This window comes from Ruegeria sp. BJ3, assembly GCF_056535665.1.
In genome coordinates, this window is the sequence record NZ_JBQFIT010000001.1 from 1 (window position 1) to 22,567 (window position 22,567).

The window sequence follows — 22,567 nt, forward strand, 5'->3', positions numbered from 1 at the left end:
GCCGCCCGCCCGAGGCGCTGGCCCGTGCAACTGGTGCTGAACACCCGCCGCATGGCCCGCCGTGCGCGAGCTGTTCGATCAGGGTCCGCCCTGCCTCTTGCCCCGCATTTCGCTGGTCACCGATCTGGGCGAAAGCGTCGATCTTGATCGTGTACCGCCCGCCGTACCGCCCTTGCGTCGCCGGCTGGAACTGACGCAGCTGGTGGCGCGACTGCTGGACCAGCAACCGGACCTGGCCGCGCGGTCATCGCTGTTTGACCTGTCCGACAGCCTCGCCGCCCTGATCGAAGAGATGCAGGGAGAAGGCGTCCCGCCCGAGGCGATCCGGCAGCTGGACGTGACCGACCTGTCGGGCCATTGGGCACGGGCGCAGGCCTTCATCGGCATCGCCGACCAGTTTCTGAAGACCGAGGATGGCAGCCTGGACGTGCAGGCCCGCCAACGCCGCGTGGTCGAGAACCTGATCGCCCGCTGGCAGGACGCGCCGCCGCAACACCCGGTGATCCTGGCCGGGTCCACCGGCTCGCGCGGGACCACGCTGATGCTGATGCAGGCGGTGGCGCGGCTGCCGCAGGGGGCGCTGATCCTGCCGGGGTACGATTTCGACCAGCCCGCCCATGTCTGGGAGCGGCTGGATTCGGCAATGACCTCGGAGGATCACCCGCAATACCGGTTCCGCAAGCTGATGACCGAACTGGGGATCGGGCCGGCCCAGATTGCAACCTGGACCCCGGACCAGCCCCCCTCGCCCGCGCGCAACCGTCTGGTTTCATTGGCATTGCGCCCGGCCCCGATCACCGATGCCTGGATGAGCGAAGGCCCGCAGATGCGCGATCTCGATGCCGCGACTCGCGACATCACCTTGGTCGAAGCGCAATCGCCGCGGGCCGAGGCGCTGGCCATCGCCCTGCGCCTGCGGCAGGCGGTCGAGACCGGCCAGACCGCCGCCCTGATCACCCCCGATCGGATGCTGACCCGCCAGGTCAGCGCCGCGCTGGACCGCTGGAACATCCTGCCCGATGACAGCGCCGGCCTGCCGCTGCAACTGTCGCCACCGGGCCGGTTCCTGCGCCATGTGGCCGGGCTGTTCGCGCGCCGTCTGGATGCCGAGGCGCTGCTGACCCTGCTGAAACACCCCTTGTGTCACAGCGCCGGCGACCGCGGCGCGCATCTGTTGCACAGCCGCGATCTGGAACTGCGCCTGCGTCGCAATGGCCCGCCCTTCCCCGACAGCGCCAGCCTGACCGGCTTTGCCGTTGAAAAAGACATACCCGACGCGTGGGTCCAGTGGTTGATCCGCCATTTCTGCGACCAGCAGATCAGCGGCACTCTGCCCCTGACCGGCTGGGTGCAGCGCCTGCGCGATCTGGCCGAGGCGATTGCCGGTGCCGGAACCGACGGCGCAGGCGAGTTGTGGGAGAAAAACGCTGGCCAAACGGCGCTGGCGGTGATCTCGGGCCTTGCGGACGAGGCCGAGCACGGCGGCGAGATGACGGCGCTGGATTTCGCCGATCTGCTGGGTGCGCTGCTGGCCGGACAAGAGGTCCGCGACCGCGACGCCCCCCAGCCGCGGATCATGATCTGGGGCACGCTCGAAGCGCGGGTTCAGGGTGCCGACCTGCTGATTCTGGGTGGGTTGAACGAAGGCAGCTGGCCCGAGGCTCCCGCGCCAGACCCCTGGCTGAACCGCCAGATGCGCGACCGTGCCGGCCTGCTGCTGCCGGAACGACGCATCGGCCTGTCGGCGCATGATTTCCAGCAGGCCATCGGCGCGACCGAGGTCTGGCTGACCCGCGCGGTCCGTTCGGATGATGCCGAAACCGTTCCGTCACGCTGGCTGAACCGATTGACCAACCTGTTGCAGGGCCTGCCGGATCAGGGCGGCCGCGCGGCGCTGGAACAGATGCGCGACCGGGGCAAGACATGGCTGCGCTGGTCCGAGATGCTGGAACAGGCGCCCCGGATCGCCGCCGCACCGCGCCCCTCGCCGCGCCCGCCGGTGGCCGCGCGCCCGCGCCGCCTGTCGGTGACCGAGATCAAGCGGCTGATCCGCGACCCCTATGCGATCTATGCCAAGCACGTTCTGCGCCTGAAACCGCTGGACCCGCTGGTACAGGCGCCCGACGCCCTGCTGCGCGGCATCGTGATCCACGAGATCCTGGAACATTTCGTCAAGGACAGCGTGTTGGACGGCGCGCTGCTGACCCGTGACAACTTCCTGAAACGGGCCGAGGCTCTGCTGGATCAGCATGTCCCCGGCCCACCGCCCGGAAACTGTGGCTGGCGCGGCTGGAACGGATCGCCGACGACTTTCTGCGCGCCGAGATCACCCGCCGCAGCGACGGCGGCCCGATCGCGTTCGAGGCAAAGATGCGCCTGACGCTGGAACCGCTTGGGTTCACCCTGAATGGCCGCGCCGACCGGATCGACCGCAACAGCCGCGGCGCGTTGACCATCATCGACTACAAGACCGGCACGCCGCCCTCGGAATCGCAGCAGGCCAAGTTCGACAAACAGCTGCTGATCGAGGCCGCGATGGCCGAACAGGGCGGGATCGACGGATTTGACCCGATGGCCGTGGCCAGCGCCGTGTTCATCGGTATGGGCGGCACCTACAAAGAGGTCCCGGCACCCCTGGACAAAGAGCCGCCCGACAAGGTTCTGGCCGAGCTGAAGGAGCTGATTTCCACTTATTTAGAGCCTGATCAGGGGTTTTCGTCGCGCCGGATGATGCACAAGGACAGCGACGTGGGCGACTATGACCACCTGGCGCGGTTCGGCGAATGGGACCGCACCGCCGAAACCAAGCCCGAGGATCTGACATGACCCCGCGCGACGAAGCGACCGAACGGCAGGTTCAGGCGGCGCGGCCCGATGCGTCGACCTGGCTGGCGGCCAATGCGGGCTCGGGCAAGACGCGGGTTCTGACCGACCGCGTGGCGCGGCTGCTGCTGGACGGCGTGCAGCCGCAGCACATCCTGTGCCTGACCTACACCAAGGCCGCCGCCAGCGAGATGCAGAACCGCCTGTTCAAGCGGCTGGGCGAGTGGGCGATGCTGGACGACGCGGCATTGCTGCGGCAACTGACCGAGCTGGGCGTCGAAGGGGTGATCGACCCCGACCGCCTGGCCCGTGCCCGCACCCTGTTCGCGCGCGCCATCGAAACGCCGGGCGGGCTGAAGATCCAGACGATCCACTCGTTCTGCGCCTCGTTGCTGCGGCGGTTCCCGCTCGAGGCCCGTGTCAGCCCGCAGTTTTCCGAGATGGAAGACCGCGCCGCGGCCCTTCTGCGCGAGGAAATCGTCGAGGATTTCGCCGAGGGCCCGCAGGCCCGCCTGATCGAGGACGTGGCCCGCCACATCACCGATACCGGCTTTGACAAGCTGACCGCCGCAATCGCCCAGAAGCGCACCCTGTTCACGCCCGCGCTACAATGGCCCGACCTGCTGGCCCGTTTTGACCTGCCCGAGGGGTTCGACGAGGACGCGCTGCTGGTGCAGGTGTTTCTGGGCGGCGAGGTCGAGTTGGTCCGGTCGATCCTTCCGGCGCTGGCGGGCGGCGGCAAGACCGACGCCAAAGCGGCCGAGAAACTGTCGGGCTTCACCGAACCGGCCTTGGGTCAGTTGCCGGTGCTGGAAGACGTGTTCCTGACCGGCAAATCCGCCAAAGAGCCCTTTACCGCCAAGATCAACAGCTTTCCCACCAAGGCGCTACGCGAGGGGGTTCTGGCGGGGCAGATGGATCCGCTCGAGGCATTGATGCGGCGGGTCGAAGCTGCAAGGGAAGGGCGACTGGCGCTGGCAGCCGCACGCAAATCTCTGGTGCTGCACCGCTTCGCGGCGGCCTTCCTGCCGGAATACGAGCGCCGCAAGCAACTGCGCGGCTGGCTGGATTTCGACGACCTGATCCTGCGCGCGCGCCTGTTGCTGAACGATCCGGCGGTGGCCGCTTGGGTTCTGTACCGGCTGGATGGCGGCATCGACCACATCCTTGTGGACGAGGCGCAGGACACCAGCCCCGATCAATGGGATGTGGTCGAGAAACTGGCGCAGGAATTCACCAGCGGCGAGGGCGCGCGGTCCGGGGTCGAGCGGACGATCTTCGTGGTTGGCGACAAGAAACAGTCGATCTATTCCTTCCAGGGGGCAGACCCGCAGGCCTTTGACCGGATGCAGGCCGAGTTTGGGCGGAAACTAAAGGAATCAGGCTCTAAACTGTGGGATTGGACGCTGGAATACTCGTTCCGCTCCTCCAGCGCCATCCTGTCGCTGGTCGATATCCTGTTCGAAAACCGCGCCGATGCGGGGTTTCAGAAAGAGTCCCAGCACCGCGCCTTCAAGGCCGATCTGCCCGGCCGGGTCGATCTGTGGCCGGTGGTGGAAAAGGTCGAGGACGCGGACGAGGGCGACTGGACCGACCCGGTCGATCGGCCCGCGGCGCAGCATCACACGGTGATCCTGGCCAACCAGATAGCCGCGCGCATCAAGGCCATGATCGACGCCGGCAAAACCATCCCCGAAGACGGCCCCACGCGCGGCACATTCGTGCGCCGCAAGGTGCGGCCGGGGGATTTCCTGATCCTGGTTCAGCGCCGCTCGGACCTGTTCGCCGAGATCATCCGCGCCTGCAAGGCCCAGGGTTTGCCGATCGCAGGGGCCGACAGGCTGAAGGTGGGCGCGGAACTGGCGGTCAAGGATCTGGCCGCGCTGCTGAGCTTTCTCGCCACGCCCGAGGATGACCTGTCACTGGCCACGGTGCTGAAATCGCCGCTGTTCGGCTGGTCCGAGCAGATGCTGTTCGACCGGCTCATCGTCGGCAGGAAAGGTACCTGTGGGCGGCGCTGCGCCAACGAGCCGGGGATTTTCCCGAAACGCTGGCGGTACTGAACGATCTGCGCGGGCAGGTGGACTTTCTGCGCCCCTATGACCTGATCGAACGGGTGCTGACCCGACATGACGGACGCCGCAAACTTTTGGGCCGTCTGGGTGCCGAGGCCGAGGACGGCATCAACGCGTTGCTGTCGCAGGCACTGGCCTATGAGCGGTCGGACATTCCCAGCCTGACGGGCTTCCTGGTGTGGATGCAGACCGACGACCTTGAGATCAAGCGCCAGATGACCGGCGTGGGCGACATGATCCGGGTGATGACAGTGCATGGCTCGAAAGGGCTGGAGGCGCCGATCGTGATCCTGCCGGACACCGGCAAGCGGCAGCCGCCCCGCGATGCCGAGATCATGGTCGCCGACGGAACGCCGCTGTGGAAGGTGCCCGCCGACCTGTCGCCCGGCCTTGTGGCCCGCGCCCGCGAAGACGCGCGCCAACGCGAGGAGAACGAGCGGCTGCGGTTGCTGTACGTTGCGCTGACCCGGGCCGAGAAATGGCTGATCGTGGCGGCTGCCGGCGATCTGGGCAAGGACGGGTCCAGCTGGTACCAGCTGGTCGAAGAGGCGATGGGCCGGGCAGGGGCCACCGAGATCCCCGGCACCGGCGTCCGCCGTCTGGCGCATGGCGATTGGGAGGATCTGCCACTGGACCATCGCCCGACCCCGGAACCGGTGCAGGATACCCTGCCGGACCTGTTCCACCGGCCCGCGCCCGAGCCGACGCCCGATCCCGAGACGCTCAGCCCGTCCGATCTGGGCGGGGCCAAGGCCCTGCCGGGCGAGACCGGACTTGAGGAAGAGGCCGCCAAACTGCGCGGCACCCGCCTGCACCTTCTGCTCGAACATCTGGCCCAGGCGCCACGCGACCGGTGGGATCAGCTCTGCGCCCGGCTTCTGCCCGATATGCAGGACGGTGACCGCCGCGACCTTCTGGCCGAGGCGGCGGGCGTACTGACCGCGCCGGACCTGGCCCCCGTCTTTGCACCGGCCGCGCTGGCCGAGGTGCCCGTCTCGGCCACTCTGGACGGTCGTCGGATCCACGGGGTGATCGACCGGTTGATCGTGACGGATGACGTGGTGCAAGTCATTGATTTCAAATCGAACGCCACGATTCCCGATCGGGCCGAGACCTGCCCCGAGGGCCTGCTGCGCCAGATGGGCGCCTATGCCGCCGCGCTGTCGCAGATCTATCCTGGCCGCGAGATCCGCACCGCGATTTTGTGGACCCGGACGGCGCGCCTGATGTGGCTGCCACACGATCTTGTGACAGATGCGCTGGTGCGGGCCCAGATATCTTGACCTCCCCAATGGGCGCACCTACGTTCGACTCCCAACCGCATGTCATTCAGGAGACAGAATATGTCGACCGTAGCCGTAACCGACGAAACCTTTGACGCCGAAGTCAAGAACTCGGACGTCCCCGTCGTGGTGGATTTCTGGGCCGAGTGGTGCGGACCCTGCAAGCAGATCGGCCCCGCTCTGGAAGAGCTGGCGGCTGAATATGGCGGCAAGGTCAAGATCGCCAAGGTCGACGTGGACAGCAACCCAAACTCGGCCGCAGCCATGGGCGTACGCGGTATTCCCGCGCTGTTCATCTTCAAGGACGGTCAGGTGGTTTCGAACCGCGCAGGCGCTGCCCCGAAGGCCGCCCTGCAAAGCTGGATCGACGAATCCATCTGATACCGAACGGAACTCAACAAAAAAGGCGCTCCTCATCGGGCGCCTTTTTTTGTGCATGGTCTGCGCAAAAATAAAAAGCCGCCCGGAAATCCAAGCGGCCATTCGTCTTTAGTCGAATTCGGTCTGAATTCAGATCTTGGCGATATCTTCGCGGACCAGACCGATATCTTCCAGCTGGGCATCGCTCAGTTGCGACAGCAGCTTGCGGGTCTTGCGGGCGGTGTTCCATTCGGCGACAGCTTCGAAAGCGTGCGAGATGCCGTCCACTACACGCAGGATGGTAGCTGCTCCGAGCGGCGCATGGATGTTTGCGGTGGTTGCCATTTGCGCATTCCTTTTTTGAAACAGCCGACCCTGTGTCGGTTGTAAGCCTCATCTAGTCTTGCGACAGGCGACTCACAATTGCTGGTCCGACAACCCCGTGATGCACGGATTGCATATCTTTGGGCAGTTTGAGAACGGGTTGCGCGGATCGCGCCTCCGGCCCATATAGGGCATCAACGGATACGGAGGCTTGAATGGCGGAGAACGACTTTCCCGGTTGGCACGGCACCACGATCATCGGCGTCAAGAAAGGCGGCCAGATCGTCATCGCGGGTGACGGGCAGGTCAGCCTGGGCCAGACCGTGATCAAGGGCACCGCCCGCAAGGTGCGGCGCCTGTCGCCCGGCGGGTTCGAGATCGTCGCCGGGTTCGCCGGCTCGACCGCCGACGCCTTCACACTGCTGGAACGGCTGGAAGCCAAGCTGGAGGCCACGCCCGGTCAACTGGCCCGCGCCTCGGTCGAGCTGGCCAAGGACTGGCGCACCGACAAGTACCTGCAGAAGCTTGAGGCGATGCTGATCGTCACCGACGGCCGTGACCTGTTCGTGATCACCGGGGCCGGGGACGTGCTCGAACCGGAACATGACGTGGCGGCGATCGGGTCGGGTGGCAACTTTGCCTGGCAGCCGCGCGCGCGATGATGGACAGCGACAAGTCGGCCGAGGAGGTTGCCCGCGAGGCCATGGCAATTGCCGCCGACATCTGCGTCTACACCAACGGCAACCTGACGGTTGAGAGCATTTCGGGCTAGGGGTCAGGCCAGCAGGGCCGAAATCTCCTTGCCCTTCCACCGCCGGTGCATCCCGATCAGCCCCAGAATGGCCGAGGCGATCACGATGTAATAGGGCAGGCGGATATCGATGCTCATCAACCCGCCGCCGATCAGCGACATGATTCCACCCGCCAGGCAGAACACGGCCGTGGTTACGCCCATGACCCAGCCCTGATCCGCCTCGCTGACCGACGAGGAGAACAGGCCCAGAAGGGTCGGGTAGGCCACGCCGAACAGGAAATAGAACAGGAACACCGGCACGTAGCTGAGCACGCCGCTGGGGCTGAAGGCAAAGGCAAAGCCGCAGATCACCATGACGATCAGCGAAACATATATGATGTTGTGCTTTCTGAACCGTTCCTGCGCGGGTTTCACGAGAAACGTACTGGAGAAGGCCAGCGCCACACCAATGACGACCATGGCCATGCTGCCGCCGATCACGCCGTAACCAAAAGCGCTGGTCAGGAAATTGTCCACAAACACGTAGAAGGTGACGTTCGCGATCATGAAGAACGCGTAGACGGGCAGGATCTTCAGAACCATGGGGTGGCCACGCACGGCGACCAGGCTGTCGGTTACGTCGCGTGGGCGAAAGACGAAGGGTTCGCGTTCGGTTCGGGTATCCTTGAAAAAGAACAGCACCAGCAGGATTGCGATAAGCACCAGGACAAACGCGCCGTAGAATGGGGTCTTGAGCGTGGCAACGCTGCCCAAAAGCGCCGCATCCGACAGGACCGCTCCGATGATCGGGCCGCCGACCAGGCCAAAGCTGACCCCTGTCACGATATAACCCATGTTCCGGTCACGATCGGCCGCATCCGTGCTGCCGTCGATCATGGCCGCCTGCGCAATAGGTTGGTTTCCGGCCGTGAACCCGGTGATCGACCGGCCCACGATCAACAGGATCAGGCTGTTGAGATACAGCGCCGCAATCGTGATCGCATAACCGGCCAGCGCTCCGCCCAGGCAGACCAGAAGTGCATTCTTGCGCCCGATGGAGTCCGAAACTTTCGAGACATAGACGACGCCCAGAAACCAGGACAGGAAGAAACACCCGATCACCAGACCGTAGTAGAAGTGACGGCTGCCCATGGACGTGCTTGCCGGCAGAAAGCCCGATTTCGTCTCCATGATCAGCGAGTTGATGATCGGAAAAACCAGCCCTTGGCCGATCAGGTCCACGAACACCACGAACAGCAGGGTAATCTTGGCAATCTTGGTCATTTCACGCTCCGGGTCCCGCGCACATTCCGCCAACCCTATCAGAGGACACCGAAATCTCCCAACACGGAGGTCAGGAAAAATTGCATTGGCGCCGGGTCATTGTTAACCAACGCGGCCAAATGTGCGGTCTCGGTTGTTTTTGCCGACCCCGTGCTTACCTAAGCCGCAGCTGACTGCCGACCATCGAAAGGACTGCCCTGTGACCGACCTGACCCCGCGCGAGATCGTCTCGGAACTGGATCGTTTCATCATCGGGCAGAAGGATGCCAAGCGCGCTGTCGCCGTGGCCCTGCGCAACCGCTGGCGGCGCAAGCAGTTGGCGGATGACATCCGCGACGAGGTCTATCCCAAGAATATCCTGATGATCGGGCCCACCGGCGTGGGCAAAACCGAGATCAGCCGCCGCCTGGCCAAGCTGGCCCGCGCGCCTTTCATCAAGGTCGAAGCGACCAAATTCACCGAGGTCGGCTATGTTGGCCGCGATGTCGAACAGATTATCCGCGATCTGGCCGATGCCGCGATCATCCAGACCCGTGAATACATGCGCGAAGAGGTCAAAGCCAAGGCGCATCAGGCTGCCGAGGACCGCGTGATCGAGGCCATCGCCGGCTCGGACGCCCGCGAGAGCACCCGAGAGATGTTCCGCAAGAAGCTGAAATCCGGCGAGCTGGACGACACGGTGATCGAACTTGAATTGGCCGATACGTCCAACCCGATGCCGATGTTCGACATTCCCGGCCAGCCGGGTGGACAGATGGGCATGATGAACCTGGGCGACATTTTCGGCAAGGCATTCGGCGGGCGCACCGTCAAGCGCCGCATGAGCGTTGCCGAAAGCTATGACATCCTGATCGGGGAAGAGGCCGACAAGTTGCTGGATGACGAGGCCGTCACCCGCGCGGCGCTGGAATCGGTCGAGCAGAATGGCATCGTATTTTTGGACGAGATCGACAAGGTCTGCGCACGGGCAGAAACCCGCGGAGGGGATGTCAGCCGCGAAGGCGTGCAGCGCGACCTGCTGCCGCTGATCGAAGGCACCACCGTCTCCACCAAGCACGGCCCGGTCAAGACCGACCACATTCTGTTCATCGCCAGCGGCGCGTTCCATATCGCCAAGCCTTCGGACCTGTTGCCGGAACTGCAGGGGCGTCTGCCGATCCGGGTCGAGCTGCGTGCGCTGACCGAAGAGGATTTCGTTCGCATCCTGACCGAGACGGACAACGCGCTGACCCGCCAGTATACGGCTTTGATGGGCACCGAAAACGTTACCGTCAGCTTTACCGAGGACGGGATCGCCGCGCTAGCCCGGATCGCCGCCGAGGTGAACCAGAGCGTCGAGAATATCGGCGCCCGGCGCCTGTACACCGTGATGGAGCGCGTTTTCGAAGATCTGTCCTTTGTCGCGCCGGACCGTGCCGGCGCGGAAATCGTGGTCAACGCGGCCTTTGTGGATGAAAACCTTGGTGAGCTGACCAAATCCACGGACCTGAGCCGTTACGTTCTGTAACATGATCAGCCGGTTTTTGCCGGTTGGTCCTGCGCAATTATCTGGACGCGTCGGCAGGTTACGCTATGCGTAGCACGTAACTGTTGGTCTGGGATCGTTCCGTGCTGCGCTATCTGATCATTTTCGTCACGGTTTCCGTTTTGGGAGGCTGCGTTGACCGATCCATCTCGGTCACCTTGCCCGAAGCGTTGGACGTCGGCACCGCGCAGACCGTGTTCGCGGCGACCACCCGCGCACGCGAGGCCGATGGCTCTTACGGGTATCGTCGTGCAGACCGCCTGCAATTCCTCGAAACCACCGTCTCGATCCCGCCGAACCACCGCCCCGGGACGCTTGAGTTTTCCTATTCGGACCCGAACCCGAGCCGGCAGTTCGTTTTGGCCGGTGTGCGCGAATTTCCGTCCGAGCAGGATCTGAAAGCACGGCTGAACGGCGCCAAGGAAGTCACAATCTTTGTTCATGGCTACAACGCCACCCAGACCGAGACCGTTTTTCGCGCGGCTCAGTTGGCTCACGATATCGGCCTGCCTGGCAAGACGTTGGTCTATTCCTGGCCCAGCCGAGGGTCCGGATCGGGCTATGCCTATGATCTGGACAGCATGCTGTTTGCCCGCGACGGTCTGCAACAAACCATCTCTACGCTGAAATCCCTGGGCGTCCCGCGCGTGCTGATCGTTGCGCACTCGATGGGAGGCGCGCTGACCATGGAGATGATGCGCCAAGCCGAGCTGCGCGAGCCGGGCTGGTCGCGGCGCAATCTGGAAGGTGTGTTGCTGATCTCGCCCGATCTCGACGTTGACGTGTTCCGGTCGCAGATGGCGGTAATCAAATCTCCGCCCGAGCAATTTGTGATCATGGTCTCGCGCAAAGACAAGATCTTGAACGTGTCCGGACGCCTGCGCGGAACTGCCAAGGGTGAGCGGCTGGGCAACATCAGCTCGACCGAGAAGCTGGCGCAGTACCCGGTCAGCATCATTGACACCACGGCCTTCAACAAGGATGCGGAATCCTCGCATTTCGTAGCCGCCACATCTCCGGCACTTCTGTCGATTCTCAACGCGGCGGGCCGGGTCAGCAGGACCTTTGGCCGGGATCAGGGTGGTATTGATCTTCTTGTGCCGCCGGCCGTGCGAAACGATGCCGGCGCGACTGAGGTTGTTCTGACCGAAACCGGGCAGGTGCGGGTCAGCACCCGTGATTGGGCGCGGGGTCCGCCTTTTCCTTGCGGACAATGCTCCGTGGTTGGGCGCGGGGTCTTGCTGACCTTTATGTCCAGTTTCGGGCAGACCTTTTTCATTTCGATCTTCGCCGGTCAGATCCGGGCCGAGTTCGGCCTCAGCCACGGCGCATGGGGCGGTCTTTATTCGTTGGGCACGACTGTTTCTGCGATCGTCATGATCTGGGCCGGAGGGCTGACAGACATCTATCGTGTCCGAGTGCTGGGCCCGGCTGTCCGGTTGGGCTTGCGTGCGCCGCTGGCGATGGCGGTCAATCACTGGGTGATCCTGTTGCCCGTAGTCATCTTTCTGCTGCGTCTGTTCGGCCAGGGCATGTGCAGTCACATTGCCATGGTTGCGATGGCCCGGTGGTTCACGGCCACGCGGGGCAGGGCGCTCTCTATCGCAACGCTGGGATTTGCCGTTGGCGAGGCCCTGCTGCCGGTGCTGTTCGTCGCCGCCATGGCCTTTGTCGACTGGCATTTTCTTTGGGCGCTCTCCGCCGCCATCGCGTTGTTGGGAATACCGGCGTTGATGCGAATGCTGCGTCAGGAACGGACACCACAAAGCCTAGCCCGGGAAACCAGCGCGACCGGGATGCTTGGGCGGCACTGGACCCGGCGCGAAACGCTATTGAACCCGCTTTTCTGGTTCATGATGCCGGCGCTCATGGGACCTTCGGCATTCATTACCGCGTTCTTCTTTCACCAGGTCCATCTGGCGCAGACCAAGGGCTGGGCCCACATCCAACTGGTTGCGTTGTTTCCGGTCTACACCGGAGTGTCGATCTTGGCGATGTTCGCCTCGGGCTGGGCGTTGGACAGATGGGGAACGGCGCGGATGATGCCGTTCTATCAGATTCCGATGGCTGCCGGGTTTGCCTGTTTGCGTTTGTCCAGACAATCCCCGGCGCCGTAATCGGTTTGTCCTGTCTTGCCATTTCGGTCGGCGCCAACAGCACGCTGCCCGCCGCGTTCTGGGCCGAGTTCTACGGCACCCGTCACATCGGCGCGATAAAGGCGATGGCTGCCGCCGTCATGGTGCTGGGGTCTGCTGTCGGGCCCGGCCTGACTGGCGGGCTGATCGATCTGGGCGTGCCACTCAGCACGCAGTTCCTGTGGATCGCCTGGTTTTTCGTGGCAACGTGCGGCATAGTCTGGATCGGTATTCACAGGGCCCGGCGGCTGCTTTAGCGGACCCGCCTCAGATACACGTAGTAAGCCCCATCACCGCCATGGCTGATATGGGCGGGACTGACCTGAAGAACCGCTTGGGCCAGCGGTGGCAAATGCAGCCACTGAGGCACCTGGTTGCGCAGCACGCCGCGGGGCGTCGGGATCGGGCCGGGTTCGTCTCTGTCCTTGCCTTTGCCGGTGACCACCAGAACCAGTCGTTTTCCCGATGCCTGCGCCGACAGGATGAACCGGATCAGAGCAGGATGGGCCGTATCGACCCGCATTCCGTGCAGATCCAGCTTGCCTTCGGGCTTCAGCTTGCCGCGTTTCATCCGCGCAAAGGCCTTGCTGTCCATCTGTACGGGTGCGGCGCGCAGGCTGTCGCCGATTGCGGGCTTCAAGCTGTGGCCGCGCCCATTTGTCGGTGCATTCTGACCCAGTTCAAAGGCGTCTATCCGCGCTTTTGGGGTTTTTCGCGGCTTGGGTTTCGGCAAGGTCGATGGGTGCACGGATTGGGGAATCTCCGGGTGCAGCCGCTCGGTCTGCCGGGTTACCTTGTGCCACAATTCGATCTCGTCTTCGGTCAGCTTGCGGCGGGTCATCAGAACTCATCCGGCAGCATGGCATAGGCGCGCTGGATCGGCAGCAGAACGATCATGCGACCGGGATCCTTGAGCTGGCCCGCCGCCTGTCCCGCGGCGTCCCCGGTTCCGAAAAAGATGTCGGCCCGTTGTGCGCCCTTGATTGCCGAGCCGGTGTCCTGTGCGATCATCAAGCGCCTCAGCGGAGTCTTACCGTCTTTTTCGACCCAGACTGGCGCGCCCAACGGGGTATAGGCCGGGTCAACGGCGATGCTGCGCATTGCGGTGATCGACCGGTTCATTGCGCCCAAAGGACCGCGGTCTGCAGCCACCCGCGAAACCTCGCGGAAAAATACGTAGGACGGGTTGTGCATCAAAGCTCGGCCCCAATCTCGGGGTTCTTGCGCACCCACGACTGGATCATCCGGGCGCTCATCATGCGCACCCAGAATACCGCGCCGGACCAGTTCAACCCCAACCGACCGATAGGGGTGGCCGTTGGCCCCGCCATATCCGACACGCACCGAACTTCCATCCGGCAAACGGATGCGCCCCGAGCCTTGAATCTGCAGAAAAAACAACTCGACCGGGTCATCGACCCAGGCGATTTCCAAGCCGCGGCCATTCATCACGTCACTGGTCAGCAACTCGCGTCGACTGAGCCATTGCCCAGCCGCCCGCGCCTCGGGCGGCATCTTGTAGACCGGGTATCTGTAGGTTTCAGTCCGCGTCCGCGAGCCGTTCAATTCCGGTTCAAAATATCCGGTGAACAGCGGGGCCTTTTCATCCTCGATCAGGATGGGCCGGAAGAACAGTTCGAAAAAGGCGCGCGCGGCATCGGGCTCGTATGTGCGGCTGCACACAACGAACGCCAGTCCGGATCGTCCAGATCCCCGCAAGTGTCCAGAAAAACGGACAAAGCCGCGCCGTGGTCATCCTCGGCCCAGCCATCAAGGTCAGCAAATGACAGGATGGATCGCGTCGCCTCAGCTCCGGCGGCATTGGCGGCGGTCAGAACCGCCACCAGCATCAGCGACCGGAGCGTTCCGATCATGCGTCCGTTGCGACAAGCAGCCAGTTCGGATCATCCGCGCCCATGACGCGGGCAAAGGTCCAGCTGTCCTTTTGGCGCTTGATCGTGTTGGGGCTGCCTTCGATGATGTCACCGCCCCGGTCACGCACGACCGACGTCAGCTCGCCGACGAACCGCACGGTGATCTCGGCGCGGTTTGAATCCTTATCGAATTGTGCATCCACCAGGCCCATCTCACGCACACCGATGAACTCGGCCTCGATCGTCAGGCCCTTGTCCTCGCGATCGGCGACAACCGAGACGAAGGTTTCGAACACTTCCTCGGACAGGAAGGGCTGGATTTCATCCAGGTTGCCCCGCTCGAACCCCATGACGATCAGCTCATAGGCGCCACGTGCGCCCTGCAGAAACTCGCTGACCGAAAAGCTCGGCTCGACACGCTTCATCGCAGCCAGCGTCTGCGCCAATTCGCTGTCTTCGGGAACATGGTCGGTAATGTCACGATCCGGACCGCCGTCGATCACTTCGAAATCACGACGCGACTTCCCGGTGTCGGGTTGCTGCGGCACCGGTGGTTTTCAAAGCCTTCGCGCGTGCCCAGCACGCTTCTGAGACGCAGGATCAGGAAGATGGCTATGCCAGCCAGCACCAGAAGCTGGATCAGGGGTGAATTCATTTCGTCCTCTTTTCAGCACCGAGACTTTGTACACGCGGCCTCGTGCCACTATGTAGGTGACAGTTGGTGGCAAGTCCACAGCCCGGCCTATGGGAAAGGATAGCGCATATGTATCTGTTCTTGGCATTTTTATTGGTGCCGATCATCGAAATCGCCCTTTTTATCCAGGTCGGCGGTCTGATCGGCCTGTGGCCGACGCTGGCGATCGTGGTTTTGACCGCCGTTCTGGGTACTGCGATGGTGCGGACACAAGGTCGCATGGCGATGGGTCAGCTGCAGCGCGCCTTTTCCGAACTGGACGACCCGACCGAGCCGCTGGCCAATGGTGCAATGATCCTGCTGTCGGGCGTTCTGCTGATGACTCCTGGGTTCTTCACCGACGCAATCGGCTTTGCGCTGCTGGTTCCCGGGGTGCGGGCCGCGGTTTTTCGGTATCTCAAATCACGGGTCACGATTACCCAGTTCCAGATGGGCCCCGGCCCGCAATACGGGGCGGCGCGCGATCCGTTCGGTGGGGATGACATCATAGACGGAGAGTATTCGGAAGTGCGCACAAAACCCGCACAACCGTCGAAATGGGTGGAAGGGCCGCACCAGCATTGAGGTGCCCGGCCCAACTTGATAAGCAGTGGCGAATTTAAATTTTGGAGCGGATCCATGACCGAAGAAACCGCCGCCGGCACAACCCAGCCCCAGGCAGCCCCCCAAATCCAGATGCGCATTCTGGGACAGTTCATCCGGGACATGTCCTTTGAAAACGTGATGGCGCAAAAAGGCGTCTCGGGCGACGTGCAGCCCGAGATCTCGGTCCAGGTGAACCTGGATGCGAAAAAACGCTCGGCCGACCACCAATACGAGGTGTCGATCAAGCTGAACCTCAAGTCCAAGGCCAAGGGTCTGGAGGACATCCTGTTCCTGTGCGAGATCGATTATTGCGGCCTGTTCCACGTGGAAGGCGTGCCGAATGATCAGTTGCACCCGTTCCTGATGATCGAATGCCCGCGGATGCTGTTCCCTTATCTGCGCCGCATCGTCAGCGACATCACCCGCGACGGTGGCTACCCGCCGGTCAACCTGGACAACATCGATTTCGTCGGTCTGTACCGCAACGAGTTGATGCGCCGTCAGGCCGAGGCGTCCGACAAGGCCGAAGCGTAATCAGGCAACCCGCATCTGACCCGGGTCAGGTGCGGGACCACAGGGCGTTTTCGCCCAGCTTTTCGACAAATGCATCATGCGCAGCACGCTCATCCTCGGTAATCCGGGGCTGCAGTGGGCTGGGCCGTGGACCGGGGCGCCAAATGTCGCCACCGGTTGAGCTTTCGGCAGACGCCGAAGACAGGCCAAAATCTGGTTGGCGTCCGCCGATCAGCTCCAGATAGACTTCTGCCAGGATTTCCGAGTCGAGCAACGCACCGTGCAGAACCCGGTTCGAATTGTCGATGTTGAACCGCCGGCACAGCGCATCCAGCGAGGCGGGCGAGCCGGGAAACCGCTTGCGCGCGATCGCCAGCGTGTCCAGCGCCTGCTCCATCGGAATCGGGGGCAGGCCCATCCATCCCAACTCGGCATTGAGGAACTTCATGTCGAATGAAGCGTTGTGGATCACCAGCCGTGCATCCCCCACGAAATCGCGGAAGGCCTGCCCGACCTTCGCAAAGACAGGTTTGTCCTTCAGGGTGATCTGGCCCGGTTCGGCAGGTTGCGGCGGCTCCAGCAGGTCAGGGCCGATGCCGTGCACGCCGAAGGCCTCGGCCGGCATCGAGCGTTCGGGGTTGATGTAGACGTGATAGGTCTCGCCCGTGGCGACGTGGTTCCACAGCTCGATAGCCCCGATCTCGACGATCCGGTCGCCGCTTTCGGGATCGAATCCGGTGGTTTCCGTATCCAGTACGATTTCACGCATCTGCCAATCCTGCCCTGATCTGCCTGACCACATCCTGCACCTGTGCGCGGGCATGGTCCAGAGTGTCGGTGACGATCACGAACTCCGACCGCGCGCATTTTTCGTCATTCGGCATCTGCTTGGCGCGGATCTGCTCGAACTGCGCCTCGGTCATCGTGCCCCGCGCCATGACGCGGCGCTTCTGCTCGTCTGGGGGAATTGACACACAAGCCACCGCATCCATCTGCGCCTCGCCGCCAGTTTCGAAAAGCAGAGGAATATCAAAGACAAGGATGTCCGACTTGGCCGCCTGTCGAAACGCTTCCCGATCTTGGGCCACCAGCGGGTGGACGATGGATTCGATCCGTTTCAACGCGGTCGGATCGGCGCTGATGATCCGTTTCAGGGCGTCACGGCTGACGGCCCCATCCTCGATCGCGTCGGGAAATGCCGCGCGGATCGGCACGACCGCCGCGCCGCCTTCCGCATACAGCCGATGCACGGCGGCGTCTGCATCCCACACGGCGCAGCCTTCCTGTGCGAACAGGTCGGCGGTGGTGCTTTTGCCCATTCCGATCGACCCGGTCAGACCCAGAGAGAAACTCATGCCAGAACCGCTGCGCGGGTTTCTTCCGTAACCTCGGGGCGCAGGCCGAACCACCGCTCGAACCCGGGCACCGCCTGATGCAGCAACATGCCCAGCCCGTCGACGACCGTGCAGCCCGCAGCCTCGGCCTGTTCCAGAAGGTGGGTCTTCAATGGCGTATAGACCAGATCGGTCACCACCGTTCCCGGCTGCAACCCGTCCAGCGGGACGCGCAGCTCGGGCTGACCCTGCATACCCAGCGACGTGGTGTTCACCACCAGTTCGGCGTTTTCGATCACGTTTCCGGCCTGCACCCAATCGACCACGGAGATGCGCTGGCCGAATTCCTCTTTCAGGTGGTCGGCGCGCGACCGCGTGCGGTTGGTCAGCAGGATTTCGGGCACGCCGGCCTCGGCCAGCGCCTGCAGCACCGCCCGCGCAGCACCGCCCGCGCCGAATACCACCGCCGGCCCATCCTGCGGCACCCAATCCGGCGCGCCCGCGCGCAGGTTCTGCATGAACCCGTACCCGTCGGTATTGTCCGCGTGGATCGAGCCATCGGCCCGGAACACCAACGTATTCGCCGCCCCGATCACCGAGGCACGGTCCGACACGTGATCAGCCAGGCGCAACGCGGCCTCTTTGTGCGGAACGGTGACATTGGCCCCGACGAACCCGGCTTTGGGCAAGCTGCGCAGGACCGTTTCAAGATCGGCGGGTGCAACATCCATCGGCACATAATGCCCCGGCAAACCATAAGTCTTCAGCCAATAGCCATGCAGGGCAGGCGATCGGGAATGGGCAATCGGGTGTCCGATGACTCCGGCCAGTGGAATGCGGTTGTCGGTCATTGTTCGATCACCCCTCGGACCGCAAGAAAATTGAGCAGCTCCAGCAGGGGCATACCCAAGACGTTAAAATAGTCGCCGTCAATGCTGCTGAACAGGCGCACACCTTCTTCTTCCAGCTTGTAGGCCCCGACCGCGTGGCGAATGCTGTCCCAGTTGCGCGCGACATAGCCCTTCAGATAGGCATCCGAACTGGCGCGCATCCGCAACCGCACCTGCCCGACATGGCGCCAGACCGGTTCGCCATTCTGATAGATCACCGCCGCCGACAGCAGCATGTGACGCTTGCCGCGCATCGCCTTCAATTGCGACAGCGCTTCTTCGGGCGTTTCGGGCTTGGACAGCAGACGTCCGTCGAAATCCAGAACCTGGTCACAGCCCAGAACCATCGCCCCGGGCGTCTTTTCACTGATCTTGCGCGCCTTGAGCTCGGCCAGTGCATCGGCGATGTCGCGGGGCGGGGCGCCCTCGGCCACAAGCGCGCGTTTGGCGGTATCCTCGTCCACGCGGGCGACCTGGACGGAAAACGGCACTCCGGCGTTCCGCAGCAACTGCGCGCGGATCTCGGACCCCGAGGCAAGAACGATGGGGACAGTCATGTGGAAAACCCCGTGGGCAAGTCGATCATTAGTCTTGAACGGTTTGTATGGTTTTCCGGTTGACACGCAAGCCCGCGGTTTCGGCCTGAAACTTCCCTGAGTCGCTCAAAGACTGTCCGATCGGGACAAGGATAACTCGGGATCTTGGGATTTCCTGTTCATCAAAAGATGTCCCTTGAGTTATCCCCAAGTCAGATCCGCGGTATTTAACTTAACTTCTTGTTTTTATTATGTAAAAGCTGAAATCACCAGAATCAACCAGTTTTGGAAATTATTCATCCACCTGGGGAAAACTGGCGGACAAAACAATAATCCACGGATTTTGCCCACCCTACAAAACCATCATCCTTTCTCTTTTCTATTTTTTTTATTAGGGAGGGTCCGACCAGTGCCGGGAAACCCGATGACCGATCTTCTCTTCACACTGTACCCTTGGGTGAAATCGCTGCACATCATGGCGGTTATCTCGTGGATGGCAGGGCTGTTCTATCTGCCACGCCTGTTCGTCTATCACGTCGAAAAGGCACAAGCCGTCGACGGCGCGCCTGAGATCTTCTTTGAAATGGAAGAAAAGCTGCTGCGCGTGATCATGCGACCGGCGATGATCGTGGCCTGGGTCTGTGGCCTCATCATGGTGTTCACTCCCGGCATCGTCGGGTGGGACTGGGCCTGGCCCTGGGTCAAGGGCGCCGCGGTGATCGGCATGACCTGGTTTCATCACTGGCTGATGGCCCGGCGCAAGGATTTCGTCGAAGGCCGCAATACGCTCACAGGGCGCCAGTACCGCATGATGAACGAGGTTCCGACCGTTTTGATGGTCATCATCGTTCTGGCGGTCATTCTGAAGTTCTGAGGGCTATTTCCGCACCGGTTTGACTCGGACGGCGACCGGCCTTATGGGGATCAACCCATCCGTCCGGATGGAGCATCTTCCTGTTTGAAATTCAACGCTGTGCCGCACCCTTGCGGCCAAGGTCCGTATCATCATGACAACCGAATCCCTGAATCTGGCCGATCTGAAGGCCAAAAGCCCCAAAGACCTTCTGGCCATGGCCGAAGAGCTCGAGATCGAAAACGCCTCGACCATGCGCAAGGGCGAGATGATGTTCCAGATCCTGCGCGAACGCGCGGATGAGGGCTGGACCGTGGGCGGCGACGGTGTGCTTGAGGTGCTGCAGGACGGCTTCGGCTTTCTGCGCTCGCCCGAGGCGAACTATTTGCCCGGCCCGGACGACATCTATGTCTCGCCAGAGATGATCCGCCAGCACTCACTGCGCACCGGCGACACGGTCGAGGGCGAGATCAAGGCCCCCGAAGAGAACGAGCGATATTTCGCGCTGACGAAGGTGACCAAGATCAACTTCGAAGACCCGGAAAAGGCGAAACACAAGATCGCCTTTGACAACCTGACGCCGCTGTATCCGGACGAGCGGCTGAAGATGGAGATCGAGGACCCGACCATCAAGGACAAGTCGGCCCGGGTGATCGACCTGGTTGCGCCGATCGGTAAGGGCCAGCGGTCGCTGATCGTGGCACCGCCGCGGACCGGTAAAACGGTGATCCTGCAGAACATCGCGCACTCGATCGAGCGCAACCATCCGGAGTGCTACCTGATCGTCCTGCTGATCGACGAGCGCCCCGAAGAGGTGACCGACATGCAGCGCTCGGTGAAGGGCGAGGTGGTATCTTCGACCTTTGATGAACCGGCGACCCGCCACGTGGCCGTGTCCGAGATGGTGATCGAAAAAGCCAAGCGCCTGGTCGAACATAAACGAGATGTTGTTATTCTTCTCGACTCGATCACAAGACTTGGTAGGGCATTCAACACCGTGGTCCCGTCATCCGGCAAAGTTCTGACCGGTGGTGTGGACGCCAACGCACTGCAGCGGCCCAAACGGTTCTTTGGTGCAGCGCGCAACATCGAAGAGGGCGGTTCGCTGACCATCATCGCCACCGCGCTGATCGACACCGGCAGCCGGATGGACGAAGTGATCTTTGAAGAATTCAAGGGCACCGGCAACTCGGAGATCGTTCTGGATCGCAAGATCGCAGACAAGCGGGTGTTCCCGGCGATCGACATCCTCAAGTCCGGCACCCGCAAAGAGGACCTGCTGGTCGACAAGGGCGATCTGGCCAAAACCTTCGTTCTGCGCCGTATCCTCAACCCGATGGGCACAACCGACGCGATCGAGTTCCTGTTGTCCAAGCTGAAACAGACCAAGACCAATTCCGAGTTCTTCGACTCGATGAATACCTAATACGGTCTTGTAACCGACGCGAGGCCTTCGAATGGAAACGATATTCGCCTTGGCCAGCGCGCAAGGCAAGGCAGGGGTTGCTGTGATCCGCCTGTCAGGACCGCAGTCGCACCACGCGGCAAAGGTTCTGTCGGGTGGAGATTTGCCGTTGCGTGGCATGTGCCTGCGTGAGTTACGGGCACCTGACGGGTCGCGTCTGGATGACGGGGTGGTCCTGACCTTCCACGGTCCGTCCAGCTTTACCGGCGAAGATGTGGCCGAGTTGCAGATCCATGGCAGCACGGCTTCGGTCAACGCGGTTCTTCGTGTCCTGTCCGAAATGCCGGATCTGCGACTGGCTGAACCGGGTGAGTTCACCCGGCGAGCTCTTGAAAATGGGAAGATGGACCTTGCCCAGGTCGAAGGCCTGGCCGATCTGATCGACGCAGAGACCGAGGCACAGCGCAAGCAGGCCCAGACAATCCTCGCCGGCGAATTGGGCGACCTGGCGGAACGGTGGCGGCGGGATTTGATCCGGGCGGCCTCGTTGCTGGAGGCCGTCATCGATTTTGCAGATGAAGACGTGCCAACGGATGTGTCACCCGAGGTCCGATCGCTTGTAACTGCTGTCATGGCGGATCTAGAGCGGGAGGCGAAGGGCGTGAGGATTGCCGAGCGAATTCGCTCCGGCTTTGAAGTGGCTATCGTCGGCCCACCGAACGCGGGCAAGTCGACCTTGCTGAATGCGCTTGCGGGCCGAGAGGCGGCAATTACTTCGGAATATGCAGGCACCACCCGCGATATTATCGAGGTGCGGATGGACTTGGCAGGTCTGCCGGTCACGCTGTTAGATACGGCCGGGTTGCGCGAAACCGAGGATCACGTAGAGGGTCTTGGGATCGCTCTGGCTAGAAAGCGGGCGGAAAATGCCGACCTTCGCGTATTTCTGACCGAGGACCCGAAAGCTTTGGGAATCGATATGCAATCCGGCGACATCCAGGTTCTGCCGAAGTCCGACCTTCGTTTAGATGGGACAGAAGGCGTGTCGGGAAGACAGGTCGAGGAATCGATCGCCTGATTCACAACATATCGGTAGTTTTGAGAGACAGAACCGCAAGTTCTGGTATTGCCACCCGGGAACGCCACCGTGTTGCAATGCTGAAATCCTCGGCCGCTCTCTCCGAAGCACTCAGGGTTCTGGATTCCGGCCCGGACCTGTACGATATTGCAGCAGAAGAGCTGCGGACCGCCATCCGCGCGTTGGGGTCTTTGGTCGGTCGAGTAGATGTGGAAAATCTTCTGGACGAAATATTCGCCAGCTTTTGTTTGGGTAAGTGAGGA

15 protein-coding genes and 7 pseudogenes are annotated in these 22,567 nt (G+C 62.5%); 12 read left to right on the top strand and 10 right to left on the bottom strand.

Annotated elements, in window-relative coordinates:
- The 3 genes and pseudogenes from addB to trxA form a co-directional block, all read left to right on the top strand.
- Positions 1–2,826: pseudogene (addB, locus tag ACR3EL_RS00005) on the top strand (double-strand break repair protein AddB); the annotation flags it as partial.
- Positions 2,823–6,181: pseudogene (gene addA / locus ACR3EL_RS00010) on the top strand (double-strand break repair helicase AddA). The pseudogenes addB and addA, both read left to right, overlap by 4 nt.
- A gap of 60 nt (positions 6,182–6,241) precedes the next feature.
- Positions 6,242–6,562 carry a thioredoxin gene (gene trxA, locus ACR3EL_RS00015; RefSeq protein WP_093963876.1) on the top strand — a complete coding sequence of 107 codons (321 nt, stop codon included), beginning with the start codon at positions 6,242–6,244 and terminating at the stop codon, positions 6,560–6,562.
- Positions 6,563–6,691: 129 nt separating this feature from the next.
- Here trxA and ACR3EL_RS00020 read toward each other — a convergent pair whose 3' ends face one another.
- Positions 6,692–6,886 carry a DUF1127 domain-containing protein gene (locus ACR3EL_RS00020; protein ID WP_093963877.1) on the bottom strand — a complete coding sequence of 65 codons (195 nt, stop codon included), beginning with the start codon at positions 6,884–6,886 and terminating at the stop codon, positions 6,692–6,694.
- A gap of 194 nt (positions 6,887–7,080) precedes the next feature.
- Between ACR3EL_RS00020 and hslV the strand changes: the two are divergent.
- Positions 7,081–7,637 (top strand): annotated as a pseudogene (gene hslV / locus ACR3EL_RS00025) (ATP-dependent protease subunit HslV).
- Positions 7,638–7,640: 3 nt separating this feature from the next.
- On the opposite strand, the gene ACR3EL_RS00030 reads toward hslV, so the two are convergent.
- Positions 7,641–8,882 (bottom strand): MFS transporter, encoded by a 1,242-nt coding sequence (locus ACR3EL_RS00030; RefSeq protein ID WP_480719924.1) that lies wholly within the window; start codon positions 8,880–8,882, stop codon positions 7,641–7,643.
- A 199-nt stretch (positions 8,883–9,081) separates the two neighbouring features.
- On the opposite strand from ACR3EL_RS00030, the gene hslU reads away from it, so the two are divergent.
- From hslU to ACR3EL_RS00045, 3 genes and pseudogenes are all read left to right on the top strand, one after another.
- The gene (hslU, locus tag ACR3EL_RS00035; RefSeq protein ID WP_170340657.1) at positions 9,082–10,389 is read left to right on the top strand and encodes an ATP-dependent protease ATPase subunit HslU; all 1,308 of its coding nucleotides are present in this window, start codon (positions 9,082–9,084) and stop codon (positions 10,387–10,389) included.
- A gap of 101 nt (positions 10,390–10,490) precedes the next feature.
- A pseudogene (locus ACR3EL_RS00040) lies at positions 10,491–11,582 on the top strand (alpha/beta hydrolase); the annotation flags it as partial.
- A gap of 4 nt (positions 11,583–11,586) precedes the next feature.
- Positions 11,587–12,799, top strand: a pseudogene (locus ACR3EL_RS00045) (MFS transporter).
- Here the strand turns inward: ACR3EL_RS00045 and ACR3EL_RS00050 are convergent.
- The 4 genes and pseudogenes from ACR3EL_RS00050 to ACR3EL_RS00065 form a co-directional block, all read right to left on the bottom strand.
- Complete coding sequence (locus tag ACR3EL_RS00050; RefSeq protein WP_170340663.1) at positions 12,796–13,383, bottom strand: Smr/MutS family protein; 588 nt, start codon at positions 13,381–13,383, stop codon at positions 12,796–12,798. The pseudogene ACR3EL_RS00045 and the gene ACR3EL_RS00050 overlap by 4 nt on opposite strands.
- Complete coding sequence (gene mltA, locus ACR3EL_RS00055) at positions 13,383–14,225, bottom strand: murein transglycosylase A (protein WP_480719927.1); 843 nt, start codon at positions 14,223–14,225, stop codon at positions 13,383–13,385. The genes ACR3EL_RS00050 and mltA overlap by 1 nt, the downstream gene beginning before the upstream one ends.
- Complete coding sequence (locus ACR3EL_RS00060; protein WP_480719929.1) at positions 14,156–14,416, bottom strand: hypothetical protein; 261 nt, start codon at positions 14,414–14,416, stop codon at positions 14,156–14,158. The genes mltA and ACR3EL_RS00060 overlap by 70 nt, the downstream gene beginning before the upstream one ends.
- A pseudogene (locus ACR3EL_RS00065) lies at positions 14,413–15,071 on the bottom strand (Tim44/TimA family putative adaptor protein). Before ACR3EL_RS00065 ends, ACR3EL_RS00060 begins: the two are co-directional and overlap by 4 nt.
- A gap of 108 nt (positions 15,072–15,179) precedes the next feature.
- On the opposite strand from ACR3EL_RS00065, the gene ACR3EL_RS00070 reads away from it, so the two are divergent.
- Both ACR3EL_RS00070 and secB read left to right on the top strand, forming a co-directional pair.
- Positions 15,180–15,674, top strand: a complete 495-nt coding sequence (locus ACR3EL_RS00070; protein WP_170340668.1) for an FxsA family protein — start codon at positions 15,180–15,182, stop codon at positions 15,672–15,674.
- 54 nt (positions 15,675–15,728) lie between these two features.
- The gene (secB, locus tag ACR3EL_RS00075) at positions 15,729–16,229 is read left to right on the top strand and encodes a protein-export chaperone SecB (RefSeq protein WP_170340670.1); all 501 of its coding nucleotides are present in this window, start codon (positions 15,729–15,731) and stop codon (positions 16,227–16,229) included.
- Between the two features lie 25 nt (positions 16,230–16,254).
- Here the strand turns inward: secB and dnaQ are convergent, their stop codons facing one another.
- The 4 genes from dnaQ to ACR3EL_RS00095 are packed head-to-tail and all read right to left on the bottom strand — an operon-like array spanning position 16,255 to position 18,989.
- The gene (gene dnaQ / locus ACR3EL_RS00080; RefSeq protein WP_170340672.1) at positions 16,255–16,977 is read right to left on the bottom strand and encodes a DNA polymerase III subunit epsilon; all 723 of its coding nucleotides are present in this window, start codon (positions 16,975–16,977) and stop codon (positions 16,255–16,257) included.
- Positions 16,970–17,563, bottom strand: coding sequence for a dephospho-CoA kinase (gene coaE, locus ACR3EL_RS00085; protein ID WP_170340675.1), 594 nt, complete (start codon positions 17,561–17,563; stop codon positions 16,970–16,972). Before coaE ends, dnaQ begins: the two co-directional genes overlap by 8 nt.
- Positions 17,560–18,393, bottom strand: a complete 834-nt coding sequence (locus tag ACR3EL_RS00090) for a shikimate dehydrogenase (protein ID WP_480719932.1) — start codon at positions 18,391–18,393, stop codon at positions 17,560–17,562. The genes coaE and ACR3EL_RS00090 overlap by 4 nt, the downstream gene beginning before the upstream one ends.
- Positions 18,390–18,989, bottom strand: coding sequence for a Maf family protein (locus tag ACR3EL_RS00095; protein WP_480719934.1), 600 nt, complete (start codon positions 18,987–18,989; stop codon positions 18,390–18,392). The genes ACR3EL_RS00090 and ACR3EL_RS00095 overlap by 4 nt, the downstream gene beginning before the upstream one ends.
- A 403-nt stretch (positions 18,990–19,392) precedes the next feature.
- On the opposite strand from ACR3EL_RS00095, the gene ACR3EL_RS00100 reads away from it, so the two are divergent.
- The 3 genes and pseudogenes from ACR3EL_RS00100 (at position 19,393) to mnmE (ending at position 22,564) form a co-directional block, all read left to right on the top strand.
- Entirely contained in the window at positions 19,393–19,842 is a 450-nt protein-coding gene (locus ACR3EL_RS00100) for a CopD family protein (RefSeq protein ID WP_149774104.1), read from the top strand.
- A gap of 133 nt (positions 19,843–19,975) precedes the next feature.
- A complete protein-coding gene (gene rho, locus ACR3EL_RS00105) occupies positions 19,976–21,247 on the top strand; it encodes a transcription termination factor Rho (protein WP_093963893.1) in 1,272 nt (423 codons plus the stop codon).
- Between the two features lie 31 nt (positions 21,248–21,278).
- Positions 21,279–22,564 (top strand): annotated as a pseudogene (gene mnmE / locus ACR3EL_RS00110) (tRNA uridine-5-carboxymethylaminomethyl(34) synthesis GTPase MnmE).
- Positions 22,565–22,567: the final 3 nt, after the last annotated feature.

Excerpts from the sequence above, each read along its gene's own strand:
- trxA (WP_093963876.1), top strand. The coding sequence starts at position 6,242 with ATGTCGACCGTAGCCGTAACCGACGAAACCTTTGACGCCGAAGTCAAG.
- ACR3EL_RS00020 (WP_093963877.1), bottom strand. The coding sequence starts at position 6,886 with ATGGCAACCACCGCAAACATCCATGCGCCGCTCGGAGCAGCTACCATC.
- ACR3EL_RS00030 (WP_480719924.1), bottom strand. The coding sequence starts at position 8,882 with ATGACCAAGATTGCCAAGATTACCCTGCTGTTCGTGGTGTTCGTGGAC.
- ACR3EL_RS00050 (WP_170340663.1), bottom strand. The coding sequence starts at position 13,383 with ATGACCCGCCGCAAGCTGACCGAAGACGAGATCGAATTGTGGCACAAG.
- ACR3EL_RS00060 (WP_480719929.1), bottom strand. The coding sequence starts at position 14,416 with ATGATCGGAACGCTCCGGTCGCTGATGCTGGTGGCGGTTCTGACCGCC.
- ACR3EL_RS00070 (WP_170340668.1), top strand. The coding sequence starts at position 15,180 with ATGTATCTGTTCTTGGCATTTTTATTGGTGCCGATCATCGAAATCGCC.
- secB (WP_170340670.1), top strand. The coding sequence starts at position 15,729 with ATGACCGAAGAAACCGCCGCCGGCACAACCCAGCCCCAGGCAGCCCCC.
- dnaQ (WP_170340672.1), bottom strand. The coding sequence starts at position 16,977 with ATGCGTGAAATCGTACTGGATACGGAAACCACCGGATTCGATCCCGAA.
- coaE (WP_170340675.1), bottom strand. The coding sequence starts at position 17,563 with ATGAGTTTCTCTCTGGGTCTGACCGGGTCGATCGGAATGGGCAAAAGC.
- ACR3EL_RS00090 (WP_480719932.1), bottom strand. The coding sequence starts at position 18,393 with ATGACCGACAACCGCATTCCACTGGCCGGAGTCATCGGACACCCGATT.
- ACR3EL_RS00095 (WP_480719934.1), bottom strand. The coding sequence starts at position 18,989 with ATGACTGTCCCCATCGTTCTTGCCTCGGGGTCCGAGATCCGCGCGCAG.
- ACR3EL_RS00100 (WP_149774104.1), top strand. The coding sequence starts at position 19,393 with ATGACCGATCTTCTCTTCACACTGTACCCTTGGGTGAAATCGCTGCAC.
- rho (WP_093963893.1), top strand. The coding sequence starts at position 19,976 with ATGACAACCGAATCCCTGAATCTGGCCGATCTGAAGGCCAAAAGCCCC.